Origin of the sequence: Pseudomonas sp. C1C7, from assembly GCF_013359595.1 — a bacterium.
In the GTDB taxonomy this organism is placed as follows: Bacteria; Pseudomonadota; Gammaproteobacteria; order Pseudomonadales; family Pseudomonadaceae; genus Aquipseudomonas.
In genome coordinates this window covers 1-17,270 of sequence record NZ_JABFMP010000068.1, presented here as the reverse complement: position 1 = coordinate 17,270, position 17,270 = coordinate 1, and the positions used below count along the sequence as shown (strand labels likewise).

The 17,270-nt window shown below is 60.3% G+C and carries 17 protein-coding genes; 10 read left to right on the top strand and 7 right to left on the bottom strand.

Features of this window, described 5'->3' with window-relative positions:
* Positions 1-181 precede the first annotated feature (181 nt).
* The 8 genes from HNO86_RS29585 to HNO86_RS30420 all read left to right on the top strand — a co-directional run bounded on the left by HNO86_RS29585 (position 182) and on the right by HNO86_RS30420 (position 7,561).
* Positions 182-1,129, top strand: a complete 948-nt coding sequence (locus HNO86_RS29585) for an amidohydrolase family protein (protein ID WP_372242575.1) — start codon at positions 182-184, stop codon at positions 1,127-1,129.
* Positions 1,130-1,164: 35 nt separating this feature from the next.
* Positions 1,165-2,139 (top strand): S9 family peptidase, encoded by a 975-nt coding sequence (locus HNO86_RS29580; protein ID WP_175380478.1) that lies wholly within the window; start codon positions 1,165-1,167, stop codon positions 2,137-2,139.
* Between the two features lie 178 nt (positions 2,140-2,317).
* Positions 2,318-3,307, top strand: a complete 990-nt coding sequence (locus HNO86_RS29575; protein ID WP_175380477.1) for a GlxA family transcriptional regulator — start codon at positions 2,318-2,320, stop codon at positions 3,305-3,307.
* Positions 3,308-3,649: 342 nt separating this feature from the next.
* Positions 3,650-4,339 (top strand): ABC transporter permease, encoded by a 690-nt coding sequence (locus HNO86_RS29570; protein WP_175380476.1) that lies wholly within the window; start codon positions 3,650-3,652, stop codon positions 4,337-4,339.
* Positions 4,336-5,334 carry an ATP-binding cassette domain-containing protein gene (locus HNO86_RS29565; protein ID WP_175380475.1) on the top strand — a complete coding sequence of 333 codons (999 nt, stop codon included), beginning with the start codon at positions 4,336-4,338 and terminating at the stop codon, positions 5,332-5,334. The genes HNO86_RS29570 and HNO86_RS29565 overlap by 4 nt, the downstream gene beginning before the upstream one ends.
* 2 nt (positions 5,335-5,336) lie before the next feature.
* Positions 5,337-6,005, top strand: a complete 669-nt coding sequence (locus HNO86_RS29560) for an ABC transporter permease (RefSeq protein ID WP_175380474.1) — start codon at positions 5,337-5,339, stop codon at positions 6,003-6,005.
* 41 nt (positions 6,006-6,046) lie between these two features.
* The gene (locus HNO86_RS29555) at positions 6,047-6,943 is read left to right on the top strand and encodes a glycine betaine ABC transporter substrate-binding protein (protein ID WP_175380473.1); all 897 of its coding nucleotides are present in this window, start codon (positions 6,047-6,049) and stop codon (positions 6,941-6,943) included.
* Between the two features lie 153 nt (positions 6,944-7,096).
* Complete coding sequence (locus HNO86_RS30420; RefSeq protein ID WP_256672837.1) at positions 7,097-7,561, top strand: amidase family protein; 465 nt, start codon at positions 7,097-7,099, stop codon at positions 7,559-7,561.
* 10 nt (positions 7,562-7,571) lie between these two features.
* Here the strand turns inward: HNO86_RS30420 and HNO86_RS29545 are convergent, their stop codons facing one another.
* Positions 7,572-8,456, bottom strand: a complete 885-nt coding sequence (locus tag HNO86_RS29545) for a LysR substrate-binding domain-containing protein (RefSeq protein ID WP_175380472.1) — start codon at positions 8,454-8,456, stop codon at positions 7,572-7,574.
* A 158-nt stretch (positions 8,457-8,614) separates the two neighbouring features.
* Between HNO86_RS29545 and HNO86_RS29540 the strand changes: the two genes are divergently transcribed.
* A complete protein-coding gene (locus HNO86_RS29540; RefSeq protein ID WP_175380479.1) occupies positions 8,615-11,638 on the top strand; it encodes an FAD-binding and (Fe-S)-binding domain-containing protein in 3,024 nt (1,007 codons plus the stop codon).
* Between the two features lie 206 nt (positions 11,639-11,844).
* Here the strand turns inward: HNO86_RS29540 and HNO86_RS29535 are convergent, their stop codons facing one another.
* Together HNO86_RS29535 and HNO86_RS29530 are read right to left on the bottom strand one after the other, a co-directional pair.
* A complete protein-coding gene (locus tag HNO86_RS29535; RefSeq protein WP_175380471.1) occupies positions 11,845-12,291 on the bottom strand; it encodes a hypothetical protein in 447 nt (148 codons plus the stop codon).
* 289 nt (positions 12,292-12,580) lie between these two features.
* A complete protein-coding gene (locus HNO86_RS29530) occupies positions 12,581-13,486 on the bottom strand; it encodes an MBL fold metallo-hydrolase (RefSeq protein ID WP_175380470.1) in 906 nt (301 codons plus the stop codon).
* A 200-nt stretch (positions 13,487-13,686) separates the two neighbouring features.
* Between HNO86_RS29530 and HNO86_RS29525 the strand changes: the two genes are divergently transcribed.
* Positions 13,687-14,574, top strand: coding sequence for a LysR substrate-binding domain-containing protein (locus tag HNO86_RS29525; RefSeq protein ID WP_175380469.1), 888 nt, complete (start codon positions 13,687-13,689; stop codon positions 14,572-14,574).
* 306 nt (positions 14,575-14,880) lie between these two features.
* Here the strand turns inward: HNO86_RS29525 and HNO86_RS29520 are convergent, their stop codons facing one another.
* The 4 genes from HNO86_RS29520 to HNO86_RS29505 all read right to left on the bottom strand — a co-directional run bounded on the left by HNO86_RS29520 (position 14,881) and on the right by HNO86_RS29505 (position 17,241).
* Entirely contained in the window at positions 14,881-15,198 is a 318-nt protein-coding gene (locus HNO86_RS29520) for an antibiotic biosynthesis monooxygenase (protein ID WP_175380468.1), read from the bottom strand.
* A gap of 15 nt (positions 15,199-15,213) precedes the next feature.
* Positions 15,214-16,197 (bottom strand): zinc-dependent alcohol dehydrogenase family protein, encoded by a 984-nt coding sequence (locus HNO86_RS29515; protein ID WP_175380467.1) that lies wholly within the window; start codon positions 16,195-16,197, stop codon positions 15,214-15,216.
* Positions 16,198-16,352: 155 nt separating this feature from the next.
* Complete coding sequence (locus HNO86_RS29510) at positions 16,353-16,655, bottom strand: helix-turn-helix transcriptional regulator (RefSeq protein ID WP_175380466.1); 303 nt, start codon at positions 16,653-16,655, stop codon at positions 16,353-16,355.
* Positions 16,656-16,833: 178 nt separating this feature from the next.
* On the bottom strand, positions 16,834-17,241 hold the full coding sequence (locus tag HNO86_RS29505; RefSeq protein ID WP_175380465.1) for a hypothetical protein: 408 nt from the start codon (positions 17,239-17,241) through the stop codon (positions 16,834-16,836).
* Between the last annotated feature and the right edge of the window lie 29 nt (positions 17,242-17,270).

The following is a 17,270-nucleotide window of genomic DNA, read 5'->3' as shown; positions in this document are numbered from 1 at the left end:
CTGATTTCACGACTGCTTCGCAGCCGGACGCAGGCTTCGCCAGCTGCTACAGGTTGTGCGGCGGCTCAACAACAAAATCTCGCCATCCACCCCCCACAGCCCTCAACCGATCTGCCCACAAAACCGCACATGGCGAAATTTTGATACTACACGTCGAGTTGGCGGGAGCGACGGAGTGTGGGTGACGATTATTGTTTTCCCACAAAAGCCGGAAACAATAATCATGCTGCCGTCTGCCAGAACAATGTCCGAAAGAATAGATAGCCACGTTCATTTTTATACGTCGAACGACATACGTCGGGTAAGTAGTGCGCTGCCTTATGCATTACCCGAACCGCATCCCCTGACTGTTTATCTGGATACGCTGATCGATGCCGGTATTACGCCGACACTTATCAATAACGTCCATCTAAGCATCCTGCCGGATTCGGAAAACGTATTTGCCTCGTTCGAGGAACTCAAGAACCTCCAGGTGATGGACAAGGCGCGTTATGGCGACGTGAAGCTGGTTGGCACGATCAAGGCCGACCCCGAATACGCCACCGCCGAACGGCTTGCCCATCCCCAGGTGATCGGCGCCCGGATCGTGCTGCACGATGCGCGGCCGGAAACGGTATCGGCCTCGCAGTACAGCGATGCGTCATGGTCAGCGTTTTATGCCCGCCTGCTGCCGCACCAGCATCTGCACCTCTACGCCAAAGAGGCCGAGACCAACCTGCGAGTGTTGCGCCAGATTCCGGGCCGTGTGCGGGTGATCATCGATCATCTGGGCACCTGCCACAGCGAGCGCGATATCACGGAAAAGGCCTACATCGCACTGCTCGCCGAAGCGCGGCAGCGGGGCAATGTGTGGTTCAAGGGACCCGGTTATCGCACCTCGGTCGACCCGCAGCAGACCGCGCGTTTCGTGACGCAGATCGTCCGCCAGGTCGGTGCCGACAAAGTCCTTCTGGAAGCCACTGACGCTCCCCATGTTGGAACTGACGATGCGGGCACGCCGTATTGCGAACACTTTGATTTGCACAAGGTTTTCAACTTTGTCGATGCCGTTGCAAATCATGTTTCCAGAGAAACCCGAACGCCTGTCGATCAATTGCTCAGGGGAGCAGTCGGTCAATTGGCAAGTTGAACTACGCCCACGCTGCAACTTCGAGATAACAACTGATGACCACTATTACGACAAAAGAAATCAACTTCACCGTGAACTATGGCGATGAAACCCTGAGCCTCAAGGGCACCGTGTTTCAACCTGACCAAATGGATGCCGCGTCGCAAAAATTGCCTCCGGTGATATTCAACTCCGGCTTCACTGGCGGGGTGACCATGTATGGCCAACTGTTCGGTCGTGCCCTGGCGGCTCGCGGTTATCGCGTCATGACTTACGACGTGGCGGGTTTCTTCTCCAACAAGTACGTTCGCAACACCTGCGAGTCGGGTGGCAAGGTCATCACCAACGTCAGCCTGGAAGACCAGAAGAACGAAGTGCTGGGCGCCGTTGAATGGGCTCGCGAGCATTTCGGCGAGATGCCGGCAGTCGCTTCCTGGGCGATGGGGTCGGTGGCGAGCCTGGGCGCAGTGGTCGAACTGGCCGCCGCCGGTGGCGAGCAGATCCGCTTCTGGGTGCCGATGAGTTACACCAACATCCGCAACCTGCAAGGCCTGCGCGCGGACAAAGCGGCGGCGGACAAGGACCTTCTGCAACTGGCCGATGACGCGGCGATCCCGCCGTTCGACACTGGCACCCGCGAAACCCGTCTGGGCTACTACCCGCTGGACCCTGATACCCAGGCCTACGTCGACCAGCAACTGGGCGGCTACACCGAAGCGGGCGGTGCCGATCGCTGGCCGGGTTGCGCCTATGTCACGGCGAAGTCCTACACGTCCTACGTGGCCTACAACCCGGAACAGCACATCGAAGGTGCCAAGGGCTTCCCGCCTGCGCTGATCATCCATGGCGCCGACAACACCCTGCACATGCCGTCGGAATCGGTGCGCCTGCACAACAACTACCCGGCCGATGCCGGCCCTTGCGCGCTGATCATTGCGAACATGCAGCATGGCCAGCAGAACCAGGTCGACAGCCCGGTGTTCCAGTCGATGATCCAAAGCATCGACGAGGCCATCCGCGCCCGCGCCTGATCCAGCCGGCGAGGCCCCGAGTGCCGGGGTCTCGCCGTTTTCTGCTGCCTGCAGTTTCCCAGATCAATCTGGCTGATTATCTGCCCAGGCCCTAACATGGCGTCTCCAAAGCCAGCCCCCCGGGTTGGCCCAAGCCGGTGCTCGAACGGCTGGAACTCCCCATGACAAGGATCTGGCGATGACAGCCCCCAACGAATCGGCGATGTCCGTGGCTGCAACCAAGCGAATCGGGCTGCTGATTCTTCCCGAGTTTTCCATGATGGCGCTGGCCGGTGCCAGCGAGCCCTTGCGAGCCGCCAACCGGCTGTCCGGCCGGACGCTGTACGAGTGGACGCTGCTCACCGAATCCGGCGGGCCGGTCAGCTCCAGCAGCGGCATTGAAATCCAGACCTTGCCGGTGGATCTTGCCCCGGAACTGGACCGCGTGTTCGTCCTCGCCAGCCTGGACATCGAACACCAGAAACCACCGAAAATGCTGCGCTTTCTCCAGCGCGCCGCCTCCCGTGGCCTCACCGTCGGTGCCCTGAGTACCGGGACCTTCATTCTGGCGCGGGCCGGTTTGCTGGAAGGCAAGCGCTGCACCCTGCACTGGGAAAGCATCGGGCAGTTTTCCGAAGAATTCCCCACCATCGAAGTGACCAAGGATCTGTACGTCAACCACGACAACCGCTGGACCTGCGGGGGAGGGACGGCGGCCATCGACCTGATGCTGGCGCAAATCGCCCTGGATTTCGGCAACCCGCTGGCCACCAGCGTTGCCGAGCAGTTCCTGCACGCCAGGATTCGCGCCCCGGAAGAGCATCAGCGGATGTCCATCCAGTGGCGGTTCGGCATTCATGACCGACGACTGACGGCGGCCATCGCCTTCATGGAAAACAACCTGGAGAACATCGTCGGCATCCAGGAAATCGCCGACCGCTGCAACCTGTCCCACCGTCAGCTGGAGCGCCTGTGGCATCAACATTTCGCCATGACGCCGAAGAAGTTCTACCTCGAACTGCGGCTCAACGAAGCGCGGCGCCTGCTGCGTGAAAGCAGCCAGCCCATCGCGTCCATCGCCTACACCTGCGGCTTCGTTTCCGCCTCTCACCTGGGCGCTGCCTACCGTCGTGTGTGGGGCTGCACGCCTGGCGAGGAACGGCGGAAATTTGATGATGACCATTCCTGATCAGGGGCATTGAGCGGCTCCGGCCAATCGGCGACGATCACCGAAAAACCTCGACCATCCTCCCACCGGCAAACCGCTTAGCGAGCTAATGACTTGACTCGGCGGGCGGTGCGCGCCGGCCCGCACGGGCTTCGCGCCCGCTTGCCTGTTCACCCTGTAATCGATCCTTCACAAGACCCAGCCCTTCATCGAGCCCTGTGACGTCGATTTTTTGATAGAAATCGTCGAACTCAATGCTCAGGTTCCGGCAGGTAGCGCGGTAATGTTTCCTTCAAGCAGCGGCGTTCACGTCCAGATGAACGACCGAAAAAAACAACAATACGAACAGAAGGCATATCACACATGGAAACCCTGAGTTTCATTCTGGAGAACGGCAGGCTCATCAGCCTGCTACTCGGGCAACACCTTCTCATCGTGGCCGTCGCGGTCGGGCTGGCGATTCTGACCGGCGTGCCGGTCGGCATCCTGATCTCCCAGCACCCCAGGGCCCGCCGCTGGGTCCTGGCCTTCGCCGCGGTGCTGATGACCATTCCTTCCGCCGCGCTGTTCGGCCTGATGATTCCGGCGCTGTCGTTGATCGGCTACGGGATTGGCGTCGTACCGGCAGTCATTGCACTGTTCCTTTATTCCCAGCTGCCCATCATCCGCAACACCAGCACGGCGATCGCCAACATTGATCCGGCCTTGCGTGAGGCCGCCGTCGGCATGGGCATGTCCACCTGGCAGCGCCTGGGCAAGGTCGAACTGCCGCTGGCGGTGCCGCTGATCATGGCGGGGGTGCGCATGGCCACCGTCATCAACATCGGCATCGCCGCCATTGCCGCCTACATCGGCGCCGGTGGCCTGGGCAGTCTGATCATTCGCGGGATTGCCCAGTCCGATACCCGACAACTGCTGGCGGGCGCGATCGTCATCAGCATCATCGCCATTGCCGCCGATTACGCGCTGTACGCCTTGCAGCGAGCCCTGACTCCCAAGGGCCTGAGCAAGAACACATTGACCACCGGCCCGATGAAGGAAGCCACGACGTGATCCAGATCGAAAACCTCAATAAAAAATTCGGCTCAGTCACCGCGGTAGAAGATGTCTCGTTCAAGGTTGAAGAGGGACAGATCTGCGTACTGCTCGGGCCGTCGGGCTGTGGCAAGACCACCACGCTGAAGATGATCAACCGGCTGATCACGCCCACCTCCGGCACGATTCGCATCGGAGGCCGCGATACCGCCGAGCTCGACAGCGTCACCCTCAAGCGCTCGATCGGCTACGTGATCCAGCAGGTCGGCCTGTTCCCCAACATGACCGTCGAGGAAAACATTTGCGTGGTGCCCAACCTGCTGGGCTGGGACAAGGCCAAAAGCCGCAAGCGCGCCGCGGAGCTGCTGGAAGTGGTCGCTCTCGATCCTTCGAAATTCCTCAAGCGCTATCCGTGCGAACTGTCGGGCGGCCAGCAGCAACGGGTCGGCGTGGCCCGGGCCCTGGCGGCGGATCCACCGGTGATGTTGATGGACGAGCCTTTCGGCGCCATCGACCCGATCAACCGCGAGGTGATCCAGGACGAGTTCATGCGCATTCAGCGTCAGGTCGGCAAGACCGTGCTGTTCGTCAGCCACGACATCGATGAAGCGGTGAAGATGGCCGACTGCGTGGCGGTGTTCCACAACGGCAAGGTCGAACAGTTCGGCAGCCCGGACGATCTGCTGGCCCGACCCGGCAGCGATTTCGTCGCTGACTTCATGGGTGGCGACCGGATCATGAAACGCCTGCGCCTGCTGCGCGCGGTCGATGTGGCGAGCAAGGTCCCGCCGCGCGAACACATGCAGGTGGTCGGCGGCGACAGCGGCATCGCTTCGCACTCGCACCTGATCGTCAAGCCCGGCGATGACCTGCGCCAGGTGCTCTCGCAACTGCTGGGGCGTGGCCAGGACTGGGCGCTGTGCAACGACAGCGACGGACGTTTCATCGGATACGTGCACCAGGCCGACATCCTGGCGCGACTGGTCGACAACATTAATGCGGCGGTGCACTGACCATGCCTGACTTTTTCCTCCGACTCTGGGAAGGGCTGCAGTTTTACTGGAGCGACATCAGTTACCTGACCGTCCAGCATCTGCAGATCGTGGCGCTCAGCGGCGTGCTGGCGCTGGCGGTGGCGCTGCCGCTGGGCGTGTGGATGAGCCGTCCGAAGAACCTGCGTTACGCCATGGCCGCGATGCAAGTGCTCAATGTAGGGCAGGCGATTCCCAAGCTGGCGTTGCTGGCGCTGGCGATGAGCCTGATTGGCGTGGGCAGTGGCGCGGCCATCGTCGGCCTGTTCGTCGCGACCTTGCTGCCGGTGGCGGTCAATACCTATGAAGGCCTGCGCGCGGTACCGGCGCACCTGATCGAGGCTGCCGACGCCATGGGCATGACGCCACGGGAAACGCTGTGGAAGGTCGAGATCCCCAATGCCATGAACGTGATCTTCGCCGGCATCCGCACGGCGCTGGCGATCAACGTCGGCACCGCGCCGCTGGCTTTCCTGGTCGGTGGCGGCGGCCTCGGGGAGCTGATCTTCACCGGCATCGACCTGAACGATTTCGGCATGATGCTGGCCGGCGCCGCTTCCACTGCGATCCTGGCGATCGCCGTCGACCTGGGCTGCGGCGTGATTCAAACCCTCACCGTGTCGCGGGGCCTGAGGCTGGCCGGGCGCGACTGAATCCGATGACCCTGACAATTAACAACAATATGAGGTGCACAATGATTTCTCGGATCCTGGCCAGTGTGGCCCTTACCCTGGGTCTCGTTTCGGGTGTCGTGGGCAGCGCTGCTGCCAGCAGCACCATTGTGGTGGGCGGCAAGAAATTCACCGAGCAGCAACTGGTGGCGGAGATGACCGCGCAACTGCTGCGCGCCAACGGCTACAGCGTCGACAAGCGTCCGGACCTGGGCTCGTCGGTACTGCGCGCGGCGCAGGAGAACGGTCAGGTCGACGTGTACTGGGAATACACCGGGACTTCCCTGGTCATCTACAACAACATCAAGGACAAGCTCGACGCCGAGCAGACCTACAAGAAGATCAGTGAGCTGGATGCGCAGAAAGGCATCACCTGGCTGACCCCTTCGAAAGCCAACAACACCTACGCGATCGCCATGCGCAAGGACGAAGCGGAAAAGGACGGCGTCGTTTCCCTCAGCGATCTGGCGCAGAAGATCGAAGCCGGCAAGTCCTACAAGTTCGCCTCCAACGCCGAGTTTTTCTCCCGTCCCGATGGCCTGCGTCCGCTGCAGGAAATGTACAAGTTCGAATTCGAGCGCAAGAACATCGTGCGCATGGATGGCGGCCTGACCTACCAGGCACTGCGGGACGGGCAGGTGGATCTGGCGCTGGTGCTGTCCACGGACGGGCGAATTCCGGCCTTTGGCTTTGTGGTACTCAAGGACGACAAGGGTTTCTTCCCCAGCTACGCGCTGACGCCGGTGATTCGCACCAGCGTGTTCAACGAGAACCCGAAGATCGGTGAATTGCTCAACGCGCTGTCTTCCAAACTGGACGACGAAACCATCGCCCGTCTCAATTCCCGGGTCGACGTGGGCCGCGAATCCATCGAGAGCGTGTCCAAGGAATTTTTGCAGAAGAACAGTCTGCTCCAGTAATCCACACCGCTCGATCTCATGAGTGTTTTGGCCAGCTGACTTGGACGTTTCCAGGACACGCTGGCCTTTTTTTCCGCTTTTTTTGCTAGCCTCACCCCGATTTCCGGGACGTGAGCGCTTTGCGTTCGTCTGTAGTTACCTGGAGAAATGCCCATGCAGTTGAATCGGAAAATCGTGGCTTGCTCATTACTGGTCCTGGCGGCAAACGCCCAGGCGGACAACACAATCGATCGCATGAGCCTTGCGGACATGCGTCAGGCGCTGGACAAGGGAACCATCAGTTCCGAGCAACTGGTGCGGCACTACCTGGACAACATCCAGGCGAACAATCGTGCGCAGCTGATGGAGATCATGAAGCAGAACAAGGTCGACAGCCTGTTCTTCGCCACCATCAACTGCCCGGCGTCGGTGGTGCACGGCGTGACCGATGACAGCTACGTGTGCAAATCCGAGGACACCTACGCATCCTCGTACATTGCCTCGGCGACCGGCTTCCCCGAAATCACGGTGCCGGCGGGGACCATCAAGGGCAACCTGCCGGTGGGGGTGTCGTTCCTCGGCGGTTACGGCGAAGACGCCAAGGTGGTGGGCTTCGGTTATGCGTTTCTAGGGCGCTGATCGCAGGCCCTCAGATCTGCTCCAGCAACCAGGTCCGAAAGGCGATGAGCGACGGCAGCATTTCGTTGCGCGGCGGGTACGTCAGGTAGTAGCTGCGCTGGCTGGCGAAGGGCTGGTCCAAGCTGATCAGCTCCCCGGCAGCCAGCTCGTCGGTCACCAGAATGCGCGGCACCAGGCCGATGCCGATGCCGGCGCGCACGGCCTGGATCAGGTGCGAAGTGAGTTCGAAGCTCGGCCCCAGGCGCATCATGCGATGGGGCAGGTGGTGGTGGCTGAACCATTCGCCCCAGACGTTGGCGTTGCTGGCGACGTTGAGCAGCGTCTGGCTGCCGATGCGCTCCGGGGTCCAGTCGTCGTGCAGCAGCGCGGTGTCCGGGGAGATGACCACCAGCAGTTCTTCGGTATGCAGACGATGACTGATCAGCCCCGGCAGGTCGGCGGCACCGACGACGATCGCGGCGTCGATGCCGCTGGTTTCGAAGTCGATGGCGTCGATCCGCGAGTTGATGTGCACCAGCATGCCGGGGTGGGTCTTGTAGAAGTCATGCAGGCGCGGCAGCAACCATTTCGAGCCGAAGGTGGGCAGGGTGGCCAGTCGCAGGGTGCCCCGGCCGGATTGGTAGGCCATGGCCTGCAAGGTCGCGCTGCGAATGCGCCCCAGGGCTTCACTCAGTTCGCGCTGGTACAGGCGACCGACGTCGGTCAGTTGCACTTGCCGCCCCTCACGGCGGAACAGGCTCAGGCCCAGTTGCTGCTCCAGCGCCTGGACCTGGCGGCTCACGGCGCTCTGGGTCAGCGACAGCTCGGTGGCGGCCCGGGTGTAGCTTTCATGTCGGGCGGCGGCTTCGAAGGCCAGCAACAGCGACATCGATGGCGTGAGGTGACGGTAATTCATTCATAAAACTCATCGATAGCGGCAGGAATTTCCGGTTGTCTGATGCCGGAGCCCGCGAGATCATTGGTGTAACTGACGGGCCGAGACTGACCCATTAATGTTCTGGCGACAAGAGTATTGAGTTTTCCATGATGAAATCGACCACCCAACAGTCTTCAATGATCGCTCGGTTGCCCGTCGTTGCTCCCGCGGCCCAGTACCCGGATTTTCTGCAAGCCCTTGCCGCCAGCGGCTTTCAAGGCCAGATCAGTGCCGACTACGCCACCCGTACGGTGCTGGCGACGGACAACTCGATCTACCAGCGTCTGCCGCAAGCGGCGGTGTTTCCCCTGGATGCGGACGACATCGCGCGCATCGCGACGCTGATGGCCGAGCCGCGTTTTCGCCAGATCAAACTGACCCCGCGCGGCGGCGGCACGGGCACCAACGGCCAGTCGCTGACCGACGGTATCGTGGTCGACCTGTCGCGGCACATGAACACCATTCTGGAAATCAATGTCGAAGAACGCTGGGTGCGGGTGCAGGCGGGCGTGGTCAAGGACCAGCTCAATGCCGCGCTCAAGCCTCACGGGCTGTTCTTCGCCCCTGAGCTGTCGACCTCGAACCGCGCCACCGTCGGCGGCATGATCAACACCGACGCCAGTGGCCAGGGCAGCTGCACCTACGGCAAGACCCGCGACCACGTGCTGGAACTGCACAGCGTGCTGCTCGGCGGCGAGCGCCTGCACACCCGTCCTTTGTCCGATGCCGAGCTGGACGTGGCCTGCGAGCAACCCGGCCGCAGCGGCGAGGTGTACCGGGTAGCACGCACTATTCAGGAAACCCAGGCCGAGCTGATCGAGTCGGTGTTCCCCAAACTCAATCGCTGCCTGACCGGTTACGACCTGGCGCACCTGCGTGACGAGCAGGGCCGTTTCAACCTCAACAGCGTGCTGTGCGGGGCGGAAGGTTCGCTGGGCTACATCGTCGAAGCCAAGCTCAACGTGCTGCCGATTCCGAAGTATTCGGTGCTGGTGAACGTGCGCTACAGCAGCTTCATGGACGCGCTGCACGACGCCAATGCGCTGCTGGAAAAGAAGCCGCTGTCGATCGAGACCGTGGACTCCAAGGTGCTGATGCTGGCGATGAAAGACATCGTCTGGCACAGCGTCGCCGAGTATTTCCCAAGCGACGCCGAGCGTCCGACCCTGGGTATCAACCTGGTGGAGTTCTGCGGTGACGACGCCGTAGAAGTGAACGCCCGCGTCGCGGCCTTTGTCGAGCACCTGCAGGCCGACACCACCATCGAGCGCCTGGGCCACACCCTGGCCGAAGGCGCCGCCGCCGTGAACCGCGTCTACACCATGCGTAAACGCTCGGTGGGCCTGTTGGGCAACGTCGAGGGCGAGATCCGTCCGCAGCCGTTCGTCGAAGACACCGCGGTTCCGCCTGAGCGCCTGGCCGACTACATCGCCGAATTCCGCGCCTTGCTCGACGGTTATGGCCTGGCCTACGGCATGTTCGGCCACGTCGATGCCGGCGTGCTGCATGTGCGCCCGGCACTGGACATGAAAGACCCGGCCCAGGCGGCGCTGGTCAAGCCGATTTCCGACGCGGTGGCCGAGCTGACCCGGCGTTACGGCGGGCTGCTGTGGGGCGAGCACGGCAAGGGCCTGCGTTCGGAGTACGTGCCGGATTTCTTCGGCGAACTGTACCCGGCGCTGCAATCGCTCAAGGGTGCGTTCGACCCGCACAACCAGCTCAACCCGGGCAAGATCTGCACGCCGCCCGACGCTGGCGAAGGCTTGCTCAAGGTCAACGAAGTGACCATGCGCGGCGATCTCGATCGGCAGATCGACGAGCGTGTCTGGCAGAGTTTCGACACCGCCATGCACTGCAATGGCAACGGTGCCTGCTACAACTACGACCCCAACGACGCGATGTGCCCGTCGTGGAAAGCCACCCGTGAACGCCAGCATTCGCCGAAGGGCAGGGCATCGCTGATTCGCGAATGGTTGCGTCTGCAAGGCGCGGCGGATATCGATGTGCTGCAGGCGGCGCGCGGCAAGTTGTCGTGGCTGGGCGGGTTGCCGGCGCGCCTGCGCAACAACCTGTCCCGTTCCCGGGGCGAGGCGGACTTCTCCCATGAAGTCTATGACGCGATGGCCGGCTGCCTGGCCTGCAAATCCTGCGCGGGTCAATGCCCGATCAAGGTCAACGTGCCGGATTTCCGCTCGCGTTTCCTTGAGCTGTACCACGGCCGTTATCAGCGCCCGATGCGCGACTACCTGATCGGTTCGCTGGAATTCACCATCCCTTACCTGGCTCGTGCCCCGGGCCTGTACAACGCGGTGATGGGTTCGAAGTGGGTGACGCGCCTGCTGGAGCAGCAGATCGGCATGGTCGACAGCCCGTTGATCCACCGCCACAACCTGCAGACCACCCTGGCCGCCTGCAAAGTCGCCGTGGCCAGCGTGCCGGCCCTGCGGGAACTGAGCGCCAGCCAGCGTGAGCGCAGCGTGGTGCTTGTGCAGGACGCCTTCACCCGTTACTTCGAAACGCCGTTGCTGGCGAACTTCATCCAGCTGGCGCATCAACTGGGTTATCGCGTGTTCCTCGCGCCTTACAGCGCCAACGGCAAGCCGTTGCATGTCCAGGGTTTCCTCGGCGCCTTCGCCAAGGCCGCGATCCGCAACGGCACCCAGCTCAAGGCCCTGGCCGATTGCGGTGTGCCGCTGGTAGGGCTTGATCCGGCGATGACCCTGGTCTATCGCCAGGAGTATCAGAAAGTCCCGGGCCTGAATGACTGCCCGAAGGTCCTGCTGCCCCAGGAATGGCTCATCGACGCCTTGCCTGAAATGCAGCAATCCGCGGCCCAAACGTACCGCCTGATGGCCCACTGCACGGAAAAAACCAACGCGCCGGCCGCGACCTCGCAATGGGAAAAACTGTTCACCCGCATCGGCCTCAAACTGGTCACCGAAGCCACCGGCTGCTGCGGCATGTCCGGCACCTACGGCCACGAAGCCCGCAACCAGGAAACCTCACGGACCATCTTCAACCAGTCCTGGGCGGGCAAGCTGGACAAGGAAGGGGAGGCGCTGGCCACCGGCTACTCGTGCCGCAGCCAGGTCAAGCGCCAGGCGGATGTGCAACTGCGTCACCCACTGGAGGTGGTGTTGGAGCATGTCGTCAGTCGGTGAGTAATCGTTCACCACAGAACCTGTGGGAGCTGGCTTGCCAGCGATGGCGGCGTGTCAGCCGACATCAACGGCACAGACACTCCCTCTTCGCGAGCAAGCCCGCTCCCACAGGGTTGTTGTGTTGATTGGGAGAATGTAGTCAGACACGAAAAAGCCCGGCTGATCAGACCGGGCTTTTTTGTGGGTGTAGCGGTGAGGCGAAGAGCTCAGGCGATGGTGTTGCCTTTCAGGCGGTCGGAGCCATCGGCGGCTACGGTGTTGCCGTGCAGGCGGTCGGAGCCATCGGCGGCTACGGTGTTGCCGTGCAGGCGGTCGGAGCCATCGGCGGCGATGGTGTTGCCATGCAGGCGATCAGAACCATCAGCGGCAACAGTGTTGCCTTTCAGACGATCCGAACCGTCAGCAGCAACCTCGTTACCTTTCAAACGATCCGAACCATCAGCAGCGACTGCGTTACGTTTTTCCAGCAGGCGATCAGCGCCACCTTCGGCAACACGATTCTGTTGCAGGCGGTCGGAACCACCTTCAGCCACACGGCTTTCGATCAGCCGATCCGAGCCGCCTTCGGCGACTACAGGTTGAACAGAGGAAGCGGCGAAAGCGTTCACTGCGAAAACCGAGAAGACAATGCTGAGGATGGTTTGGCGTTTCATGATCGTGTGCTCCGGGGTGTTTTGGGTTGGTATGGAGCAGATGTTACGCCGCAGGATTTTTAAGAGAACTTCATTGAGGTGATTGTGAACATCGACCACATTGATATACCGAGCCACGCCACCGTGATGATGTGCCCACCTCCGTTGTAGGAGCTGTCGAGTGCAACGAGGCTGCGATCTTTTGATTGTTTGAAAGCAAGATCAAAAGATCGCAGCCTGCGGCACCTCCTACCGGAAGATGCGATCAATTGTGGGGGCGAGCCTGCTCGCTCCTACAGGAATGCATCAATCAATATCCGTATTTCCTGCCATCCTTGAATTCAATGTCGGAAAGTATCGTGACCTGGTCGTCGACATTATAAAGATTCGCGTTTTTAACCAGATCGGAACTTGGAACCGCTTCAGGCTTCGCACTCTTGTCCTGCGCAGCCTGCATCTTGTCGCGAATCAGCACGATTTCTTCATACGTCATCTTTGGCACCTGCTTTGGGTCCGTACCCGCATGAGCACCATAAATCGCCGTGTCCTTATTGATAACCTTCAACGTGGCCGACACCGAATCCACATAGTCCTTCATGTTGCCAACAAAGAGCGATGACGGATAAAGATGGTCGCCCGACAACAATACATTGTTCTTCTCATCATAAAGCGCCACTTCATCCTGAGTGTGCCCAGGCGTGCCGAGCAGTTTCAGTTCGACACCGCCCAGATCAATCACATCATTGGGTTTGACCAACCGTGAAACCTTGAACGGTTCGAGAACGAATTTATCGAAATTACCCAGGTAAACCGATTCGGGCACGTGATAGAGCCCGTCTTTCTGCTTGAATTGACGGGTAAATTCAGTGTCGAGCAAATAGATACTGTCGAAATTGTGCAGGCCACCAATGTGGTCAAAGTGCAAATGCGATGGCAGAACCGATACGGGTTTTTGGGTAATCGACTTGACGATTTTGGAGATGTCTTCCTTTTGATTGGCGCCGGCGTCCAGCATCAAGGCTTTGTCGTTGCCGACAATCAGGTAGGAATAGTTGGCCTGGTAATAAGTCGGTTCACCAATGGCGTAGAGATTGTCGCTTAGTTTGTGCACGACAAAGGCAGAGTTCTCTTTTGGCGTGTCTTCTGCACTGGCGTTGAAAGTAAACGCCGCCATCAGGGTCAGAGCAACTGCCAGCTTTTTATTATTGGTTTTCATGGGTGAAACTTCCTCGTGGTAGAGCCCTCAGTCAAACCAATGTGCCGGTGTTAATCAATCGAGAAATATTGAGGTTTTTATATTTAGAAAATCTAAACAGTAGGTTTTTCGATGTTCAGGGGTTCCCGTTAGACATGTCGTTGACGGGGTTTGCAGGATCAGTTATTACCTGCCAGACCATCAATATCAGGCCGTTACCGATGAGCTTACCGCCCCTGCACAGTTTCAAGGTTTTCGAGAGCGTTGCGCGGCTGGGCAATATCAGTGCGGCGGCGGATGAGCTGCATGTCACCGCCGGGGCCGTGAGCCAGCAGTTGAAAACCCTGCAAGCCAGCCTGGGGGTGGAACTGTTGGTCAAGCAGGGGCGGCAATTGGTGCTGACCGACAGTGGAAGGATTCTGCAAAAGCATGTGGCCAGCGCCATCAGGGAAATTGGCGGGGCGGTCTCGGTCCTTCGAAGCGCGAACATCAAACCCGATGAAGTGAAGCACCTGACCCTGTCCATTCCGGGCAGTTATGGGCTCAGCTGGCTGACGACACGCCTGTTCAGGTTCATGGATGAGAACCGCCACATCAAACTCAAGGTCATCACTGAAAGCGGCTTCGGAGTCATCGACTGGCGTAGAACGGACCTCGCGGTGTCCTACGGAACGCCTCCGGAATCGGGTTACTGGTGGCGCCTTTTGCACGGCATCCGCCTGACGCCGGTGTGCAGCCCCCAGCTTCTGCGCGGAGACCGGGCGCTGCGTCACGTTCGCGACCTTGCCCATCATCGCTTGCTGCACGAAGACGACGGGCGACAGTGGCGGCGCTGGCTCACTGAAGCCGGTGGTCAGGACCGCGAATACACCGATGTTCATTTCGAAGACTTCGGCATGGTGCTGGAAGCGGCGAAAGACGGTTTTGGCGTTGCCCTGAGTGATGAGGTGGTGTCGGCCCGGGATCTGGACGACGGCCGGCTGGTCCAGCCTTTTACCCTGAGCGTGCCGGCGCTGCACAACTACTACTGCGTCTGCAGCGAAAGCACCAGGAGTCGGCCGGAAGTCCTCGAGTTGATCGAATGGCTTGCCGGCAGCCCAGCCCCATGATTGCCGCGTCGATCAGGCTGCGGGAGCTGGGTATGTAATGCACCGGCATCTGGAATGTCTGGCCGAACAGCTGGCGGCAGAAGCGATCGGTCATGGTGTCCTGGCGATCGAAAAGGATGGTCGGGGCGCGTTCCAGACCCCGATGCGGGCCTGGCCGATATCGTCAACGTCTTCCTCCCACAGGGATCTGTGGTGGCCACCTGTAGGAGCGAGCTTGCTCGCGATGGTCGTCAACGATGACGTTGGGCGCCTGACACTCCGCGGCGTCCCTGAGTCCATCGCGAGCAAGCTCGCTCCTACAATGATTTATGTAGCGCTGCTGTCACCGATGGGGAAGGCCGGCCCTTCAACGTGATAGACCGTCGGCTCTTCTGCAAAAAAATCCTGCAGACCCATCATGAACACCCGATGATCCTCACTCGCTTCGAAACCCGGCGTGTGATCCTCGAGTGATTCCCATCGTACGATCAGATTGAATTGCCCGGGCGTTTCAATGCCTTGCGCGAGCAAATGCCCTCGATATCCCTTCGCACGGACGAGCAATGGCGCGACCTCGGCAAAAGCCTGTTTGAACCCCTCGATATGCGGGTCCTGAACGGGCAGTAGAGCGATCTCGTAAATCATGGCGTTCTCTCCAGGTCAGTTCAGTGGCTGTTGAGCAGAGGGCACTACAGCAATCGCGATTTTTCCCAGCAGGCCATTGTTGGGACTTTCCAGGCGGGCATGGGCGAGGGGAATGTCGGCGAGGGAGTAGACGGCACCCACGTGCGGCCGCAGCTGGCCGCGCTCTATCAAAGTGCTCAGTTCATCGAGCTTGCCGCGGTTCTGCCGGGTGAAAACGAAGTGATAACTTGCGTTCTTGCCCCAGGCCTGTACGAGGTTTTGCGGCTGGGCAATGTCGACGATGCTGACCACGCGACCCAGTTGCGCGAGGGCGTCGGGACTGCGTGACAGCGTGTTGCCGCCGATGGTGTCAAACACGACATCGACGCCGCGTCCGCCGGTTTCCCGCATGACGGCGTCGACGTAATCTTGCTTTTCGTAGTCGATGATCACATCGGCGCCCATGCGTCGTGCGAACTCGGCGTTCGCTTCGCGCACGGTCGTGAAGACTCGGGCGCCCATGGCTTTCGCCACCTGGATCGCCACGTGACCGACGCCACCCGCGCCGCCGTGCACCAGAATGCTTTCTCCCACCCTGAGCACCGCACGCACCGTCAGGGCTTCCCACACCGTTCCGCCGACCAGGCTCAGGCTGGCCGCCTCGAGATGGCTCAGAGACGCAGGCTTTTTCGCGACAATGCGCTGATCAGCAACGTGGTACTCGGCATAACTGCCCGGACCTTCGAATATTTGTGGGGTGTACCAGACTTCGTCTCCAGGAGCGAAGGCCGTCACGCCTGGGCCGACGGCTTCGACGACGCCAGAGACGTCGTGTCCGGTGATGGCGGGGAGGGGCACCAGGTCGGGATAGTCACCACGTCGGACCTGATAATCCAGGGGATTGATGGAGGTTGCGTGTACCCGCACAAGCACTTGTCCGGCGTGTGCCACGGGCTTGGCTACGTCGCGCAGCTCGAACGATTCCGGGCCGCCGAATGAGTTGAGGATCATGGCTTTCATTGAATGGTCTCGCTTCGGTAAAAAGGGATATCGAGAATTGTCGATGTATTGCGGTAGAAAATTACGGTGGTTTTTATGTCATCGGTGTCATTGAAGAACCTTGTTTCGTTAAAAAGGGATATCGGGAAATGCCGATGTATTGGGGTGAAGAAAAATCACAGCTCCTTGCCGATGAGCTCGGCCAGGGCGCTGATGGCTGCTTCATTGCGCTTGTAGTAGGTCCACTGGCCGATGCGCCTGACTTCCACCAGGCCTGCTCGTTGCAGCGTCGCCAGATAATCGGACACCGTGGACTGCGACAGTCCGACGCCTTCCTGAATACTGCTGACACACACGCCCACCGTGAGAACGTCCCCTTCATCCTGTGGAGGGAAGTTTTTCGCGGGATCCTTCAAGCCTTTGAGGATTTCAAGGCGAGTCCGGTTCGAGAGGGCTTTGAATACGTCGAGCATTTCCATGGCGCGACGATATCGGAATTTACCGATATGTCAATGTATTTCTGCTGGCATCAGGTTCTGGTGGTGATGGTTTCGACTCATGGATTGGCCGGACAGGGGGCGTCAGGGGAGGGCGGGCACGAAAAAGCCCGGCTGATCAGACCGGGCTTTTTGCGGGTGTTGCGGTGAGACGGGGAGCTTAGGCGATGGTGTTGCCATGCAGACGGTCGGAACCATCGGCGGCGACGGTGTTGCCGTGCAGACGGTCAGAGCCATCAGCGGCTACCGTGTTGCCGTGCAGACGGTCGGAGCCATCAGCGGCAACAGTGTTGCCTTTCAGGCGATCAGAGCCGTCAGCAGCAACCTCATTACCTTTCAAACGATCTGAACCATCAGCAGCGACTGCGTTACGTTTTTCCAGCAGACGATCAGCGCCTCCTTCGGCAACACGATTCTGTTGCAGGCGGTCGGAACCACCTTCAGCCACACGGCTTTCAATCAGCCGATCCGAGCCGCCTTCAGCGACTACAGGTTGAACAGAAGAAGCGGCAAAAGCGTTTACTGCGAAAACCGAGAAAACGATGCTGAGGATGGTTTGGCGTTTCATGATCGTGTGCTCCGGGTGAAATGTGTTTG

What these genes read in the sequence shown, in the direction of transcription:
- HNO86_RS29580 (WP_175380478.1), top strand. Translation starts at nt 1,165, where the DNA reads ATGACCACTATTACGACAAAAGAAATCAACTTCACCGTGAACTATGGC.
- HNO86_RS29575 (WP_175380477.1), top strand. Translation starts at nt 2,318, where the DNA reads ATGACAGCCCCCAACGAATCGGCGATGTCCGTGGCTGCAACCAAGCGA.
- HNO86_RS29570 (WP_175380476.1), top strand. Translation starts at nt 3,650, where the DNA reads ATGGAAACCCTGAGTTTCATTCTGGAGAACGGCAGGCTCATCAGCCTG.
- HNO86_RS29560 (WP_175380474.1), top strand. Translation starts at nt 5,337, where the DNA reads ATGCCTGACTTTTTCCTCCGACTCTGGGAAGGGCTGCAGTTTTACTGG.
- HNO86_RS29555 (WP_175380473.1), top strand. Translation starts at nt 6,047, where the DNA reads ATGATTTCTCGGATCCTGGCCAGTGTGGCCCTTACCCTGGGTCTCGTT.
- HNO86_RS30420 (WP_256672837.1), top strand. Translation starts at nt 7,097, where the DNA reads ATGCAGTTGAATCGGAAAATCGTGGCTTGCTCATTACTGGTCCTGGCG.
- HNO86_RS29545 (WP_175380472.1), bottom strand. Translation starts at nt 8,456, where the DNA reads ATGAATTACCGTCACCTCACGCCATCGATGTCGCTGTTGCTGGCCTTC.
- HNO86_RS29540 (WP_175380479.1), top strand. Translation starts at nt 8,615, where the DNA reads ATGATCGCTCGGTTGCCCGTCGTTGCTCCCGCGGCCCAGTACCCGGAT.
- HNO86_RS29535 (WP_175380471.1), bottom strand. Translation starts at nt 12,291, where the DNA reads ATGAAACGCCAAACCATCCTCAGCATTGTCTTCTCGGTTTTCGCAGTG.
- HNO86_RS29530 (WP_175380470.1), bottom strand. Translation starts at nt 13,486, where the DNA reads ATGAAAACCAATAATAAAAAGCTGGCAGTTGCTCTGACCCTGATGGCG.
- HNO86_RS29525 (WP_175380469.1), top strand. Translation starts at nt 13,687, where the DNA reads ATGAGCTTACCGCCCCTGCACAGTTTCAAGGTTTTCGAGAGCGTTGCG.
- HNO86_RS29520 (WP_175380468.1), bottom strand. Translation starts at nt 15,198, where the DNA reads ATGATTTACGAGATCGCTCTACTGCCCGTTCAGGACCCGCATATCGAG.
- HNO86_RS29515 (WP_175380467.1), bottom strand. Translation starts at nt 16,197, where the DNA reads ATGAAAGCCATGATCCTCAACTCATTCGGCGGCCCGGAATCGTTCGAG.
- HNO86_RS29510 (WP_175380466.1), bottom strand. Translation starts at nt 16,655, where the DNA reads ATGGAAATGCTCGACGTATTCAAAGCCCTCTCGAACCGGACTCGCCTT.
- HNO86_RS29505 (WP_175380465.1), bottom strand. Translation starts at nt 17,241, where the DNA reads ATGAAACGCCAAACCATCCTCAGCATCGTTTTCTCGGTTTTCGCAGTA.